At 69.7% G+C, this 14859-nt stretch carries 11 protein-coding genes; 5 read left to right on the top strand and 6 right to left on the bottom strand.

Annotated features, from left to right (window positions below; translation table 11 throughout):
• Positions 1–42 precede the first annotated feature (42 nt).
• Genes LQ771_RS08525 through LQ771_RS08515 form a run of 3 tightly spaced genes read right to left on the bottom strand, consistent with a single transcriptional unit; the run spans position 43 to position 2525 of the window.
• Positions 43–543 (bottom strand): DUF7931 domain-containing protein, encoded by a 501-nt coding sequence (locus LQ771_RS08525; protein WP_231348986.1) that lies wholly within the window; start codon positions 541–543, stop codon positions 43–45.
• Positions 540–1721, bottom strand: a complete 1182-nt coding sequence (locus tag LQ771_RS08520) for a cupin domain-containing protein (protein WP_231348985.1) — start codon at positions 1719–1721, stop codon at positions 540–542. The genes LQ771_RS08525 and LQ771_RS08520 overlap by 4 nt, the downstream gene beginning before the upstream one ends.
• Positions 1722–1775: 54 nt before the next feature.
• Positions 1776–2525 carry a sulfite exporter TauE/SafE family protein gene (locus tag LQ771_RS08515; RefSeq protein WP_425491252.1) on the bottom strand — a complete coding sequence of 250 codons (750 nt, stop codon included), beginning with the start codon at positions 2523–2525 and terminating at the stop codon, positions 1776–1778.
• Positions 2526–2963: 438 nt separating this feature from the next.
• Between LQ771_RS08515 and sat the strand changes: the two genes are divergently transcribed.
• Complete coding sequence (sat, locus tag LQ771_RS08510) at positions 2964–4181, top strand: sulfate adenylyltransferase (RefSeq protein ID WP_231348984.1); 1218 nt, start codon at positions 2964–2966, stop codon at positions 4179–4181.
• A gap of 751 nt (positions 4182–4932) precedes the next feature.
• Positions 4933–5913 (top strand): cysteine synthase A, encoded by a 981-nt coding sequence (gene cysK / locus LQ771_RS08505; protein WP_231348983.1) that lies wholly within the window; start codon positions 4933–4935, stop codon positions 5911–5913.
• Positions 5914–7027: 1114 nt separating this feature from the next.
• Here the strand turns inward: cysK and LQ771_RS08500 are convergent.
• Positions 7028–7423: a winged helix-turn-helix transcriptional regulator gene (locus tag LQ771_RS08500; RefSeq protein WP_231348982.1), complete on the bottom strand. Its 396-nt coding sequence runs from the start codon at positions 7421–7423 to the stop codon at positions 7028–7030.
• Between the two features lie 138 nt (positions 7424–7561).
• Here LQ771_RS08500 and gstA point away from each other — a divergent pair, with 138 nt between their 5' ends.
• Positions 7562–8188, top strand: coding sequence for a glutathione transferase GstA (gene gstA, locus LQ771_RS08495; RefSeq protein ID WP_231348981.1), 627 nt, complete (start codon positions 7562–7564; stop codon positions 8186–8188).
• 349 nt (positions 8189–8537) lie between these two features.
• On the opposite strand, the gene purB is transcribed toward gstA, so the two are convergent.
• Positions 8538–9905 carry an adenylosuccinate lyase gene (purB, locus tag LQ771_RS08490; RefSeq protein WP_231348980.1) on the bottom strand — a complete coding sequence of 456 codons (1368 nt, stop codon included), beginning with the start codon at positions 9903–9905 and terminating at the stop codon, positions 8538–8540.
• A gap of 216 nt (positions 9906–10121) precedes the next feature.
• Between purB and LQ771_RS08485 the strand changes: the two genes are divergently transcribed.
• A complete protein-coding gene (locus LQ771_RS08485; protein WP_231348979.1) occupies positions 10122–11504 on the top strand; it encodes a class II fumarate hydratase in 1383 nt (460 codons plus the stop codon).
• A 155-nt stretch (positions 11505–11659) separates the two neighbouring features.
• On the opposite strand, the gene LQ771_RS08480 is transcribed toward LQ771_RS08485, so the two are convergent.
• Positions 11660–12982 (bottom strand): hypothetical protein, encoded by a 1323-nt coding sequence (locus LQ771_RS08480; protein ID WP_231348978.1) that lies wholly within the window; start codon positions 12980–12982, stop codon positions 11660–11662.
• Between the two features lie 148 nt (positions 12983–13130).
• On the opposite strand from LQ771_RS08480, the gene hutU reads away from it, so the two are divergent.
• Positions 13131–14801: a urocanate hydratase gene (gene hutU, locus LQ771_RS08475; RefSeq protein WP_231348977.1), complete on the top strand. Its 1671-nt coding sequence runs from the start codon at positions 13131–13133 to the stop codon at positions 14799–14801.
• Positions 14802–14859 lie beyond the last annotated feature (58 nt).

Below are 14859 nucleotides of genomic sequence, written 5' to 3'. Positions count from 1 at the left end.
CGGGCCTGACGAAAGGCGGGCCGCCCGGGCCCCCGCGCTCACCTAGAGATCCAGCGGCTGCAGCATGCGCGCCCGCTCGGCGCGCTCCCACATCTCGTCGAACTGCTGGTGCAACGGTGCCCAGCCCGGGCGGTCGATCCGCGCGGCGCGGCCCTGCGGGCGCTCGGCATCGGGCTGGAACAGGTAGCCGCCACTGTCGGTCAGCAGGTAGGCGGACGGATTGCCCAGGTCGACCTCGTCGACCGGCATGCGCACCTGGATCACGCTGGGCAGCCGCTGCATCAGCAGGATCAACCGGTGGCCATCGCGCAATGCCGTGCCCGGGTCGTTGAGCAGCAGCCGGATCTGCGCGCCGCGTCCGCCGGTGGCGATGCGGCGCAGCTCGGTCAACTCCTCCGCGCCGGCGTAAAGCGAGTCGTCCAGGCGTGGCACGCGGATGTCCAGCTGGCGGCGCGTCGAGGCCAGCAGCACCTGCCGCGCGGCCGCCAGTTCCTCCGGATTGCCGGCCGGCAGGGGCGCGTCCGGAGCGGGGAGGACGCTCAACGGCGCCCCTTGTGAGGCACCAGGTGCCCGTCGTTCACCAGGGCCAGCAACAGCTCGAGGGCATCCTCGCCCGGCACGCCCTGGAAGGCGAGCGAGCGCTCGGCGCACAGGCGACGGGCGAGCTCGGCCGGGGCGGTGTACGCCTGGCCATTGGCGAACAGCACGGCCGCGCGCCGGCTGCGGCTCCAGGCCAGTCGCGACCACGGGTGGCGCAGCAGCGTGGCGCCGCCCTCCAGGCGCTTGCGCAGCGCGGCCGGGGTCACCGGTCTGGCCGGCGGCGCGGGCGACTGCGCGTTGCGGTAGCGGGTGATGAAGCGGCCGAACCAGTCGCGCAAGGTTTCCTCGTCCAGCCCGCCGGCGAAGGGCAGGGCCTCGCGCAGGCGTTGCAGGGCTGCGGCGTCGATCTCGCCGGTCGAGCGTGCGGGCGCGAGGTCTGGGTCGGTGTAGCGCTGCGACTCGTCCAGCCGCTCGGCGAGGTAATCGGCCAGGTCGCCGGTCAGTTCCGCCTGCGACGGCGCGCGCATGCCGACCGAGAAGGTCATGCACGGGCCGCCGAAGGCAACGCCGTCGTGCGGCACGCCCGGCGGCAGGTAGAGCATGTCGCCCGGTTCGAGCAGCCATTCGTGGGTCGGCTCGAACTGCACCAGTTGCTTGAGTTCGACATCCGGACGGAAATCCTTCGGCGCATCCGGATCGGTGCTGATGGCCCAGTGCCGCTGGCCCAGGCCCTGCAGCAGGAACACGTCGTACTGGTCCACGTGCGCGCCGACGCCGCCGCCCGGTTCTGCATAGGAAACCATGACATCGTCGATGCGCCAGCTCGGCAGGAAGCGGAAATGCTCCAGCAGCTGCGCCACGTCGGCATCCCACTTGTCCACGTCCTGCACCAGGAGGGTCCAGTTGCGGTCGGGCGTGCGCGCGAAGTCGGCTTCGTCCAGCGGCCCGGTCTTCACCGACCAGCGCTCGCGCGCCTCGTCGTGGATGATCAGCCGCGACAGCGCGCCGTCCTCGCAGGCCAGGCCGCCCAGGTCGTCCGGCTGCAGCGGCGGCCGGAAATCGGGGAACGCGTTGCGGATGAGCAACGCGCGCTTCTGCCAGTAGTCGCGCAGGAACTGTGCGGGCGCCATGCCCAGCGGCTGTCTGGCCGAGCCGCGGACTTCGATGGGGTAATCGTTCATCGCGACATTGTAAGAGCGCGAGGGTCCCGTGGTGCGCGTCCCCGAGGCGCGGGCCTAGCCGAACGCCGCCACCACGTTGTTGACCCCCAGGCCCAGCACGGCGATCGCCGCCAGCACCGTGGCCACCCGCGCCGGCATGCGCCGCGCGAAGATCGCACCCACCGGCGCCGCAACCACGCCGCCGGCGATCAACCCCAGCACGGCCGTGCCGTGGCTGAGACCGATCATCAGCAGGAAGCTCACGCTGGCGGCGATGCTGACCACGCACTTGGCCAGGTGTACCGTGCCGATCACCATCCGCGGCGTGGCGCCCCGCGCGACCAGCGTGGTGACGGTGAGCGCGCTCCAGCCGCCGCCGGCGATCGCGTCGGCGAAGCCCGCACCCAGGCCCAGCATCGGCGTGCCGCGTGGCACCTCCGGCCCGGGCGGGCGGCCCAGCGCACCGCGCATCAGCAGGAACACGCCCATGCCGAGCAGGTAGGGCGTCAATGCCAGGCGCATCCATTCGGCCGGCACGTGCACCACCACCGCGGCACCGGCCACCGCGCCGATCACGCCGGGAATCGCCAGCACCCAGAACAGCCGCCAGCGCACGTTGCCGGCCAGCCAGTGGCTCAGTCCGGACGCGCCGCAGGTGAAGGCCTCGGCCTGGTGCACGCTGGCGGTGGCGGTCACCGGCGGCACGCCCAGACCGAGCAGCATCGCCGCGGACGCCACGCCATAGGCCATGCCCAGCGCGCCGTCGACCAACTGGGCGAGCGCGCCGACGGCGGCGAAGGTGAGGAACTCGGCGGGAACCATCATCGGCGAGCCAGGATGCAGGGATGACGGGGGTGCCGCGCGCGCTGCCCATGCGCGGTGACTGCGGTGACGAGGGGCTGGTATGTCAACATCTGGAGCAATCCTTTCCCTGGCGCGATCAACGCGCCGCGGGTTTTGTCCGGGCCCATCATTGAGACGTCCAAAAGGACAAGGCCGCGTGAACGCCTGCCGCACCGGTGATGCCGGGCAGCGCTCCGTCGTACCCCGCAACGCCGCCAGTACATGCGTCGTCGCGCGGCGGTCTGGCGGCCCATTGGCCTGATGCGCGTGCTGAGCAGGGAGCACGCCGGCGCGTATACCGGGCTGCTGGCCGGCCACCGGCGGATCGCCCGCTTGTTCGGGCTCCTGCGTGAATGTTCCTGCACACCTGGCCGCGAGCCTTGCTTTAGCCTAGGCCGCCAGCGACTGGAGGAGGGCCCCGTGAACGGAATTGCGCTCGCTGCCGATACAGGTGGCTCCGGGCAGTTGATCGCCCCGCATGGCGGTGTACTCAAGGATCTTTACCTGCCGCCGGCCGAAGCCCAGGCGCTCGGTGCGCGTATCGGCGACCTGCCTTCGCTGGAACTGGACACGCGCCGGTTGTGCGACCTGGAACTGCTGCTCTCGGGTGCGTTCTCGCCGCTGGAAGGTTTCCTTGGCCGCGACGACTACGATGGCGTGGTCCGGGACATGCGCCTGACCGACGGCACGCTGTGGCCGATGCCGATCACGCTGGATGTGGGCGAGGCGTTCGCGGCCGGCCTTGCGCGCGGCAGCGAAGTCGTGCTGCGCGACGGCCGGGGCGTAGCGCTGGCGATACTCGACGTGCAGGACATCTATTGGCCCGACCGGCTGCACGAGGCGCAGCGCGTCTTCGGCACCAGCGACCGCACGCACCCGGGCGTGGCCGAACTGCTCGACCGCACCGGACCGGTCTACCTGGGCGGGCGGGTGCACGGGCTGCAACCGCCCGTCCACCCCGACTTTCCGGAGCTGCGCGACACGCCGCGCAGCCTGCGCGCGTGGTTCGAGGACCAGGGCTGGCACCGCATCGTCGCCTTCCAGACGCGCAACCCGATGCACCGCGCGCACCGCGAACTGACCCTGCGCGCCGCCGAACAGGTCGGCGCCAGGCTGCTGATCCAGCCTTCGGTCGGCCGCACCAAGCCGGACGACGTCGACTACTCCACCCGCGTGCGCTGCTACCGCGCGCTGCTCCCGCACTATCCCGAAGGCCAGGCCAGGCTGTCGCTGCTGCCCCTGGCGATGCGCATGGGTGGTCCGCGCGAGGCGGTGTGGCACGCGATCATCCGCAAGAACTACGGCGCCAGCCATTTCATCGTCGGGCGCGACCACGCGGGACCGGGCAAGGACGCCAACGGCCAGCCGTTCTATGGCCCGTACGAGGCCCAGCAAATGCTGGAGCGGCACCAGGAAGAACTCGGCATCCGCATCGTGCCGTTCCCGGCCATGGTGTACGCGGTCAACCGCGACGCCTACATTCCCGCCACCGAGGTACAGCCCACGGACGAGGTGCGCGACATTTCCGGCACCGAGCTGCGTCGGCGCCTGCGCGAGGGCAGCGAGATCCCCGCCTGGTTCTCCTTCCCCGACGTGGTGGAGATCCTGCGCGAGCAGCATCCGGCAAATACGCAGTAGGCCCGCTCCCTCTCCGCCTCCGGGCGGAGGACCGGAGTGAGGGCTCGCGGGGAGCTACCCCGCATGCCGTTCCGGAGCTCCCGAAAGCCGCCCAGCCCCGGCCTGGTTCCGGAACCTCGCGGGCCAGACCCTCTCCCCGGCGGAGAGAGGGAGCAAGAGCCTGCCGGGCGAGGCGAACGGTCAGGCGGCGTCCGGAAGCGCCGCGCCGCGCTCGCCATTGCGGCACCTGCGGTCACGCGGCCGGACGACATGCCGCGAGGGCACATGGACCCCGCCGGAAATCATTTGTGGCAGATCGCGCGCTCGCCTGGCGTGTCCGGGCTTCCCCCTTGCAGACCATTCCACTTGATGCCTTTCCCGCTGTTCGCCGACCGGTCCCGCCGCCCCCTGCTGGTGGGTGCCGCTGGCGCGGCCGGGCGCAAGGTGGCCGCGTTGCCCAGGCTGGCTGGCGCGCGCCTGTGCGCCTGGTCAGCGCGAACCGGACCTCGCACGATGCGCTCGATCGCGCCGCGGTCCATGCGGTCCGTTCACCTGCGCTGCTGATACTCGGCGAGGTCGCCACGCTGGCGGAGTCGCTGGCGTGGTCCGGCTGCGCCTCCGCCCGGAGTGCGCACCGGGGACACTGGCGACGCGGGCAGGGCCGCCCGCGCTCGCCTGCCGGCACGCCAGGACGACGTGCCCGCCGCGCTCCACCAGGCATGACCCGCTCGCCGGCGCGTCCGCCGGCCACTCTTCCAAGGAGTCACCACCCATGATCTACGACAGCATCCTCGACACCATCGGCAACACGCCGATCGTCAAGCTGCACCGGCTGGCCCCGAAGAACGTCGAGCTTTACGTGAAGGTCGAGGCCTTCAACCCCGCCGGCTCGGTGAAGGACCGCCTCGCGCTGGCGATCATCCTGGATGCCGAACAGCGCGGCACGCTCAAGCCGGGCCAGACCGTGATCGAGGCGACCTCCGGCAATACCGGCGTCGCGCTGGCGGCGGTGTGCGCGGCGCGCGGTTATCCGTTCGTGGCGGTCATGACCGAGACCTTCTCGATCGAGCGGCGCAAGCTGATCCGCGCCTACGGCGGCAAGGTGGTGCTGACGCCCGCGGCCGCGCGGGGCACCGGCATGGTGCAGAAGGCCGACGAGCTGGCGAAAAAGTACGGCTGGTTCCTCGCCAACCAGTTCGAGAACCCCGCCAATCCCGCCTATCACCGCAGCACCACGGCGGCGGAGATCCTGCGCGATTTCGCCGGCCGCCGGCTCGACTTCTTCGTCACCGGCTGGGGCACCGGCGGCACGCTGACCGGCGTGGGCGAGGTGCTGAAGGTCGCGCGGCCCGAGGTGAAGATCATCGCCAGCGAACCGGCCGGCGCGGCCTTGCTGTCGGGCAAGGAATGGCAGCCGCACAAGATCCAGGGCTGGACCCCGGATTTCGTTCCGGGCGTGCTGAACCGCAAGGTGGTCGACGAGATCCTGCCCGTGGACGACACGCTCGCCCGCGATACCTCGCGCAAGCTGGCGGAGCAGGAAGGCATCTTCGTGGGCCTCTCTTCCGGCGCCACGCTGGCGGCGGCGCTGCAGGCGGCCAACGACGCGCCGGAAGGCTCGGTGCTGCTGGCGATGCTGCCGGACACTGGCGAGCGCTACCTCTCGACCTTCCTGTTCGAAGGTGTCAACGAGGGCTCGGACGACGTGGAGACGGCAGGCTCCTCGCTGGCCACAAAGGCCACGGCTGCCTGATTCGCGTTGCGCGCGGTGTTGCGGGGCGCCTTGCTCCCCGAGGAGAGAGGGAGCCGAGTCAGGTCGCGGGCGGCACCTCCTCGCGCTACCGCTGCGCGCGCCGGACTTGCGCCGGTCGACCAGCCCACGCTAGCCGCCTCACTGTAGGAGCCCACTCGTGGGCGATGCACTGGCTCCGGAGCCGCATCGGATGAAGAGCATCGCCCACGAGTGGGCTCCTACGAGAGTGCACACGGCCCGTCAGGCCGCGCGGCGTTGTGTGCTGGCGCCACCGTTGTGCGCCGCACTTCGCTGGCCGCAGCCACGCTCGCCCCTCTCACTGTAGGAGCCCACTTGTGGGCGATGCCCTGGTGCCGCATCGGATGAAGAACATCGCCCACGAGTGGGCTCCTACGAGTGCGCGCGCGGCCTGTCAGGCGGTGCGGCGTTGTGTGCTGGCGCCACCGTTGTGCGCCGCACTTCGCTGGCCACAGCCACGCTCGCCCCTCTCACTGTAGGAGCCCACTCGTGGGCGATGCTCTGGCTCCGGACCCGCATCGGATGAAGAGCATCGCCCACAAGTGGGCTCCTACGAGAGTGCACACGGCCCGTCAGGCCGCGCGGCGTTGTGTCCTGGCGCCACCACTGCACGCGCCGCACTTCGCTAGCCGCAGCCACGCTCGCCCCTCTCACTGTAGGAGCCCACTTGTGGGCGATGCTCTGGCTCTGATGCCGCATCGGATGCAGAGCATCGCCCACGAGTGGGCTCCTACGAGACTGCACACGGCCCGTCAGGCCGCGCGGCGTTGTGCGCTGGCGCCACCGTTGTGCGCCGCACTTCGCTGGCCGCAGCCACGCTCGCCCCTCTCACTGTAGGAGCCCAATCGTGGGCGATGCTCTGGTGCCGCATCGGATGAAGAGCATCGCCCACGAGTGGGCTCCTACGAGTGCGCGCGCGGCCCGTCAGGCGGTGCGGCGTTGTGTGCTGGCGCCACCGTTGTGCGCCGCACTTCGCTGGCCACAGCCACGCTCGCCCCTCTCATTGTAGGAGCCCACTCGTGGGCGATGCTCTGGCTCTGATGCCGCATCGGGAGGATCGCCCACGAGTGGGCTCCTACGAGTGCGCGCGGGGCCGTCAGGCGGCGCGGCGGTTGCGTGTCCTGGCGCCACCGCTGTGCGCGCCCAGCTCCCACTGGTCGATCAGTTTGCGCCCCACGCGCGCCAGCGCCTCGATCGCCGGCAGCAGCTCGCGGCCCAGCGGCGTCAGGGCGTACTCGGCCGAGGGCGGCGAGGTATCGAGCACGCGCCGCGTCACCAGTCCGCGCGATTCCAGTTCGCGCAGACGCGCGCTGAGCACGCGCGCGGAGATGCGCGGGATGTCGTGGCGCAACTCGCCGAAGCGGCGCGGCTCGGCGCTCAGGTACCAGATCACGTTCGGCGCCCACGCGCCGCGCAGCAAGGACAGGCTTTCGGTGAGCGGGCACGCCGGCGGCGGCGCGGCGACTTTGCTCTGGCGCAGTGGCAGGCCCATGGAGGCGTTCCTCGGTAACCGTGGAGATACCACATTCTGGCACTAATCCATGGTTAGGTGGTATCCATCAGTAACCTCGTGCGGGTAGGATGCGCGCCACGTCCAAGGACGTCCCACCCCCACGAAGGAGAGTCATCCATGAAGCTCTACTACATGCCCGGCGCCTGCTCGCTTTCCCCGCACATCGTCGCGCGCGAGGCCGGCATCGACCTTCAGCTGGTGAAGGTCGACGGCAAGACCAAGCGCACCGAGGACGGTGCCGATTTCCTGGCGATCAACCCCAAGGGCTACGTCCCCGCGCTGGAACTGGACGACGGCCAGCTGCTCACCGAAGGCCCGGCAATCGTGCAGTACCTGGCCGACCTCAGGCCCGCCTCGGGCCTGGCGCCGGCCAACGGCACGCTGGCACGCTACCGGCTGCAGGAAGTGCTCGGCTACATCAACTCCGAGATCCACAAGTCCTACAGCCCGCTGTTCAAGCCGGACACGCCCGAGGCGACGCGGCAGGAGCGCAAGGAGTACCTGCGCAAGCGCTATGCCTTGATCGAGAGCGCGCTGGCGACGCATCCGTGGCTGCTCGGCGAGCAGTTCACCGTGGCCGACGCCTACCTGTTCACCGTGACCAACTGGGCGCGGCATGTGGACCTGGACCTGTCCGACTTCCCGGCAATCCAGGCGTTCCAGAAGCGCATGCTCGAGCGGCCGGCGGTGCAGGCGGTGATGGATGCCGAGGGACTGGCGCGGCGGGCGACCGCGGCTGCCTGAGGTATCGGCGCGGCGAAGGGTGTGGCCTCTCGACCCTCCTTCGCTACGCTCGGGATGATCGACGGGTTCTTGCGAGCGTTACTGCAAGGGCCGGACCCTCACCCCAACCCCTCTCGCGGACCCTGATCCCTCTCCCGCCGGGAGAGGGTGCCCGAAGGGCGGGAGAGGGTTCGGGCGGAGCGGTGGCTACACCCAACCCTTCGACTCCGGCCCCGCGGGCCTACGCTCAGGGCGAACGGCTGATGGGTGGGCGGTTACCCAAGTTGCGGCGACAGTTGCGGCGACTCCACAAGAACACCGTTCGCCCTGAGCGTAGCGCAGCGAAGTCGAAGGGCCCGCCCCGCACGGATCAGACTTCGCGCGCCAACCCCTCGGCCAAGCCCACATACCCACCCGGCGTCAGCTCCAGCAACCGCTGCTTCGCCTCGCCCGGCAAGGCCAGCCCCTCGATGAAGGTACGCATGGATTCGCGCGTGATGCCCTGCCCACGCGTCAGCGCCTTCAACTGCTCGTACGGCTCCGGCAAGCCATACCGCCGCATCACCGTCTGCACCGCCTCGGCCAGCACTTCCCAGCTCGCATCGAGATCGGCGGCAAGCCGCTCCGCATTCACGGTCAGCTTGCCCAGGCCTTTCTGCAGCGACTCCAGCGCCACCAGCGTGTGCCCGAACGCCGTCCCCAGCGCGCGCAGCACGGTCGAATCGGTGAGGTCGCGCTGCCAGCGGCTGATCGGCAGCTTCTCGGCGAAGTGGCCCAGCAGCGCGTTGGCGAGCCCGAAGTTGCCCTCGGCGTTCTCGAAGTCGATCGGGTTGACCTTGTGCGGCATCGTGGAGGAGCCGACCTCGCCCGCCTTCAGCGCCTGCCTGAAGTAGCCCAGCGAGATGTAGCCCCAGATGTCGCGCGCCAGGTCGATCAGGATGATGTTCGCGCGGCGCACCGCGTCGCAGTACTCGGCCACGCCGTCGTGCGGCTCGATCTGCGTGGTGTAGGCGTTGTAGTCCAGCCCCAGGCTCTCGACGAAGCGGCGCGAGAACGCGCGCCAGTCCAGCTCCGGATAGGTGATCGCATGGGCGTTGTAGTTGCCCACCGCGCCGTTGATCTTGCCGGGGATCTCCACCGCCGCCAGCTGCGCGCGCTGGCGCTCCAGGCGCGCCACCACGTTGGCCAGCTCCTTGCCCAGCGTGCTCGGCGAAGCGGTCTGGCCGTGCGTGCGCGAGAGCATCGGCAGCCCGGCGTTGGCATGCGCCATCTCGCGCAGGCGGGCGATGATGCGGTCGAACGTCGGCAGCAGCACGCCCTCGCGCGCGTCGCGCAGCATCAGCGCGTAGGAGAGGTTGTTGATGTCCTCGCTGGTGCAGGCGAAGTGCACGAACTCCCGGGCCTGGGCCAGCGCCGGATCGGCGCCGATGCGCTCCTTGATGAAGTACTCGATCGCCTTGACGTCGTGGTTGGTGGTCGATTCGATGTCTTTCACGCGCTCGCCGTCGGCCACGCTGAAATCGCTGGCGATGGCGCGCAACTGGTCGACCTGCGCGCCGGAGAAGGGCTGCAGCTCCACGATGGCGCCTTCGGCGGCCAGCGCCAGCAGCCACTCGATCTCCACCTGCACGCGCCGGTGCATCAAGCCGAATTCGCTGAAGATCGGGCGCAGCGCCTCGACCTTGCCGGCATAGCGGCCATCCAGCGGCGACAGGGCGGTAAGTGCGTGGGTGGACATTCGGCAGGTTCCGGCAAGGGGAAACGCGGCATTTTACATCCCGCGGCCGCCCCCCGTAGGAGCCCACTCGTGGGCGATGCCCTTTGCTTCGATCCCGACCAGGAGAGCATCGCCCACAAGTGGGCTCCTACGAAGGCGCACCTTGCTCCAGGTCATTGCCATCGGGCCGACGCGGGCGCATCTATAGTCCTTTCGACTTTGCACAAGGAACCCGCCATGGCCGACTTCCGCACCGAACACGACAGCATGGGCGAGCTGAAGGTCCCCGCCGATGCGCTCTACGGCGCCCAGACCCAGCGCGCGATCGACAACTTCCCGATCTCCGGCCTCGCCCTGCCGCGCGATTTCATCCGCGCGCTGGGCCTGATCAAGGCCGCCGCCGCGGCGGCCAACCTGGCGCTGGGCCACCTGAAGAAGGGCCAGGCCGCGGCGATCCGCAAGGCGGCGCTGGCGGTGGCGGAAGGGCGGTACGACGCGCAGTTCCCGATCGACGTGTTCCAGACCGGCTCGGGCACCAGCACCAACATGAACGCCAACGAGGTGATCGCCCACCTGGCCGCGCAGGGCGGGGCGAAGGTGCACCCCAACGACCACGTCAACTACGGCCAGAGTTCCAACGACGTCATTCCCACCGCCATCCACGTCAGCGCCACGCTGGCCACCAGCGAACGCCTGCTGCCGGCGCTGAAGCACCTGAAGAAGGCGATCGACAAGCGCGCCCGCGAGCTGAGGAACGTGCCCAAGACCGGCCGCACCCACCTGATGGATGCGATGCCGGTGACCTTCGGCCAGGAACTGTCCGGCTGGTCGGCGCAGATCGGTTCGGCCATCGAGCGCATCGAGGATGCCCTCAAGCGCATGCGCCGCCTGCCGCAGGGCGGCACAGCGGTCGGCACCGGCATCAACGCCGACCCCAGGTTCGGTCCCGCGGTCGCGGGCGAGCTGAAGTCGCTGACCGGCGTGCGCTTCGAGTCGGCCGGAAACTTCTTCGAGGGCATGGCCGCGCAGGACGCGGCGGTCGAACTCTCCGGCGCGCTCAAGACCCTCGCCGTCGCGCTGATGAAGATCGCCAACGACCTGCGCTGGATGAACTCAGGCCCCCTGGCCGGCCTGGGCGAGATCGAACTGCCCGCGCTGCAGCCGGGCTCCTCGATCATGCCCGGCAAGGTCAATCCGGTGATCCCGGAGGCCACCGCGATGGTCGCCGCCCAGGTGATCGGCAACGACGCGGCGATCACCATCGGCGGCCAGTCCGGCAACTTCCAGCTCAACGTGATGCTGCCGATGATCGCCTACAACCTGCTGCAGTCGATCGACATCCTCGCCAACGTCACCCGTCTGCTCGCCGACAAGGCCATCGCCGGCTTCAAGGTCAACCGCGAGCGCGTCAACCAGGCGCTGGCCATGAACCCGATCCTGGTCACCGCGCTCAACCCGGTGATCGGCTACGAGAAGGGCGCCGCCACCGCCAAGCAGGCCTACAAGGAAAAGCGCCCGATCCTGGACGTGGCGCTGGAAACCACCGGGCTCTCGAAAGACGAATTGAAGAAACTCCTCGACCCCACCGCACTCACCCGCGGCGGCATCCACGGCGAATAAGCCGTCCAAAAGCGGCTGCGGGTACGGCAAGGGGGCCCACCTGCTGGTTGTAGGAGCCCACTTGTGGGCGATGCTCTAGCGCTTGATGGGAGCCGAGGGGCATCGCCCACAAGTGGGCTCCTGCAAGGGCCTCGTGGAAGGGTCTGCTGACCCGACTATCGACCCGACCCCTGCACCACCCTCCCGACCGCCCAATCCCCAGCCCGCCCACCCGGCACTACCCGCCACCCAGGCGCAAGCTCGAGCGTCCACCCCTTCCCCCGCAACTCGCCCGCCTCCGCACCCCGCGCAGGCGCGGGCACGGTCAGCAGCCTCCAGTCCGGCGCCATCAACGCGCCGCCGTCGATGGTGATCGAGCCCCAGTCGTCGATCACGTGCATGGTCGGATAGACCGTCCCCGCATCCCCCAGCGGCATCAGGTTGCTCGGATTGAACTGCACCTTCATGTGCTCGAGCGGCAGCTTGAGCACCGGCCCGGTCACCAGTTGCGCCCGGAACAGCGCCGCCTGCCGGGCCCGCGCATCGGCCCGGGCGCGCTCGGCGGCCAGCAGGGCAGGGCCGTCGTAGCGCGCGGCCAACTTCCCGACATCCGGCGCGGACGCCATGTCGACCTTCAACGTTCCAGCCAGCATGCGCGCCGGCGAGCCGCCCGACACGATCGCCTTGCGCCAGCCGCGCCGGTAGCGGTCCAGCAGGATGCCGTACGCCGGTCCGGTCGCGTAGGCGAACGAGCGCACGAAACTGGTGTCGTTCTTCGGGTGCCAGGCCAGGTCCCACCGTGCCATCGCCACCTGCGCGGCTGGCGTGCGGTTGCCCACCATCACGCCGGTGTACTCGGCCAACCCCTCGTTGCGCTCGACCGCGGTCTCGGCCTTTTCCGCGCCCGGAAAGCGCCGGTAGCGCGCGGCGCGGAAGGCCAGCGCATCGGCGGCGTGCGCGCGGCGCGCGACATCGGTCGTGGCCGCGAGCGCCGCATCCAGCGCCCGCCATTCCAACTGCAGGGTGTAGCGACCATCCAGCGAATCGAGGTGCGCGTTGTCGCTCTCGCGCGCGGCCAGCCCGAGCTCGTCCTGCACGCGGTGGAAGGCCTCGTGCGCCATGATCGTGTGGCGCTGCGCCGCGTCCTCCTTCAGCGGCCAGAGCATCTCGGTCCAGTGCACGCCCGCCCAGTCCACGGCGGTGTTGGCGATCGCCTGGTCCGCCGGCAGCTTGCCCACGTACACGCCGCCGGCGGCACGCAGTCGGCCTTCGCCATCCGGCTGGTTGGCGACCACCCGGCGCGAGCCCGGCTCCACCAGCAGGATCGGTCCGCACAGCGACTTGCCCCACAGGCGGCCACCATCGGCGTGGCACAACTGCGAGGCTTCCCTGAAGTAGCGGCCGGCGAGGGCCGGCTCGATGGCCGGCGCGGCGGCCCCCGCCACGGCGGGCGTCAGCGCCATCAGCGCGCACCAGGGCAAAACGGAGCGAAGCGACATGCGTGTCTCCCTGTCAGCGAAGGATCGACGGCTTGCCGGCCGAGTCTAGCGCCGCGTCCGTCGGCCACCCCGTGCCGCCCGTCACCCCCGGAAAGCCCCCGCAGGCCCGCTGGCTATACTCGGCATCTGCCCTCAAGGAGAGCCGGCCATGAACGCCCCCACCCGCATCGACACCACCCGCGTGATCCGCGCCCCGCGCGGCAGCACGCTCACCTGCAAGAGCTGGCTCACCGAGGCGCCCTACCGGATGATCCAGAACAACCTCGACCCCGAGGTGGCGGAGAACCCGGCCGAACTGGTGGTCTACGGCGGCATCGGCCGCGCCGCGCGCAACTGGGAATGCTTCGACGCCATCCTACGCAGCCTGCGCGAGCTCAACGACGACGAAACCCTGCTGGTGCAGTCCGGCAAGCCGGTCGGCGTCTTCCCGACTCACCCGGACGCCCCGCGCGTGCTCATCGCCAACTCCAACCTGGTGCCGGCCTGGGCCACCTGGGAGCACTTCAACGAGTTGGATAAGAAGGGCCTGATGATGTACGGCCAGATGACGGCCGGCAGCTGGATCTACATCGGCTCGCAGGGAATCGTGCAGGGCACCTACGAAACCTTCGTGGAGATGGGCCGCCAGCACTACCACGGCAGCCTCAAGGGCAAGTGGATTCTCACCGCGGGCCTGGGCGGCATGGGCGGCGCGCAGCCGCTGGCCGCGAGCCTGGCCGGCGCCTGCTCGCTCACCATCGAATGCCAGCAGAGCCGCATCGACTTCCGCCTGAAGACCCGCTACGTCGACGAGCAGGCCACCGACCTGGACGACGCGCTGGCGCGCATCCAGAAGTACACGAAAGCCGGCGAAGCCAAATCCATCGCGCTGCTGGGCAACGCGGCCGAAGTTTTACCTGAGCTGGTGCGCCGCGGCGTGCGTCCCGACGCCGTCACCGACCAGACCAGCGCGCACGACCCGGTCAACGGCTACCTGCCGCTCGGCTGGACGGTGGAACAGTGGTTCGAGCGCCGCAAGAGCGACCCCAACGGCACCCGCGACGCCGCCAAGCGCTCGATGAAGGTGCACGTGGAAGCCATGCTCGCCTTCCACGCCAAGGGCATCCCCACCTTCGACTACGGCAACAACATCCGCCAGATGGCCAAGGATGAGGGCTGCGAGAACGCCTTTGCCTTTCCGGGGTTCGTGCCGGCCTTCGTGCGGCCGTTGTTCTGCCGGGGTGTCGGGCCGTTCCGCTGGGTCGCGCTATCGGGGGATCCGGAGGACATCTACAAGACCGACCAGAAGGTCAAGGAGCTGATTCCGGACGACAAGCACCTGCACAACTGGCTGGACATGGCGAAGGAGCGGATCAGCTTCCAGGGGTTGCCGGCGCGGATCTGCTGGGTGGGGCTGGGGCAGCGAGACAAGCTGGGGTTGGCGTTCAATGAGATGGTGCGGAAGGGGGAGTTGAAGGCGCCTGTTGTTATTGGGCGGGATCATCTGGATTCGGGGTCGGTGGCCAGTCCGAATCGGGAGACCGAGGCGATGAAGGATGGGAGTGATGCGGTGTCGGATTGGCCGTTGCTCAATGCGATGCTCAATACCGCCGGTGGCGCGACCTGGGTGTCGCTGCACCATGGCGGCGGCGTGGGCATGGGCTACAGCCAGCATGCCGGCGTAGTGATCGTGTGCGATGGGAGTGAGGCGGCAGACAAGCGCATCGCCCGCGTGCTTTGGAACGACCCTGCCAGTGGCGTGATGCGCCATGCGGATGCCGGCTACGACATCGCCATCGAGTGCGCCAACGAGCAGGGCTTGAACCTGCCGATGATCTAAGCCCAGGTTCCCGCGCGGCAGCAGCGTGCCCCGGCCGCCACTTGAAGCGCATCCGCCT

The sequence above is a fragment of the Frateuria soli genome, from assembly GCF_021117385.1.
Lineage (GTDB): Bacteria > Pseudomonadota > Gammaproteobacteria > Xanthomonadales > Rhodanobacteraceae > Frateuria_A > Frateuria_A soli.
This window is presented reverse-complemented; position numbering and strand designations above follow the sequence as displayed.

Bases quoted from the DNA above. Each gene is read 5' to 3' on its own strand.
- LQ771_RS08520 (WP_231348985.1), bottom strand. From the start codon at position 1,721: ATGAACGATTACCCCATCGAAGTCCGCGGCTCGGCCAGACAGCCGCTG.
- LQ771_RS08515 (WP_425491252.1), bottom strand. From the start codon at position 2,525: ATGATGGTTCCCGCCGAGTTCCTCACCTTCGCCGCCGTCGGCGCGCTC.
- cysK (WP_231348983.1), top strand. From the start codon at position 4,933: ATGATCTACGACAGCATCCTCGACACCATCGGCAACACGCCGATCGTC.
- LQ771_RS08500 (WP_231348982.1), bottom strand. From the start codon at position 7,423: ATGGGCCTGCCACTGCGCCAGAGCAAAGTCGCCGCGCCGCCGCCGGCG.
- gstA (WP_231348981.1), top strand. From the start codon at position 7,562: ATGAAGCTCTACTACATGCCCGGCGCCTGCTCGCTTTCCCCGCACATC.
- purB (WP_231348980.1), bottom strand. From the start codon at position 9,905: ATGTCCACCCACGCACTTACCGCCCTGTCGCCGCTGGATGGCCGCTAT.
- LQ771_RS08485 (WP_231348979.1), top strand. From the start codon at position 10,122: ATGGCCGACTTCCGCACCGAACACGACAGCATGGGCGAGCTGAAGGTC.
- LQ771_RS08480 (WP_231348978.1), bottom strand. From the start codon at position 12,982: ATGTCGCTTCGCTCCGTTTTGCCCTGGTGCGCGCTGATGGCGCTGACG.
- hutU (WP_231348977.1), top strand. From the start codon at position 13,131: ATGAACGCCCCCACCCGCATCGACACCACCCGCGTGATCCGCGCCCCG.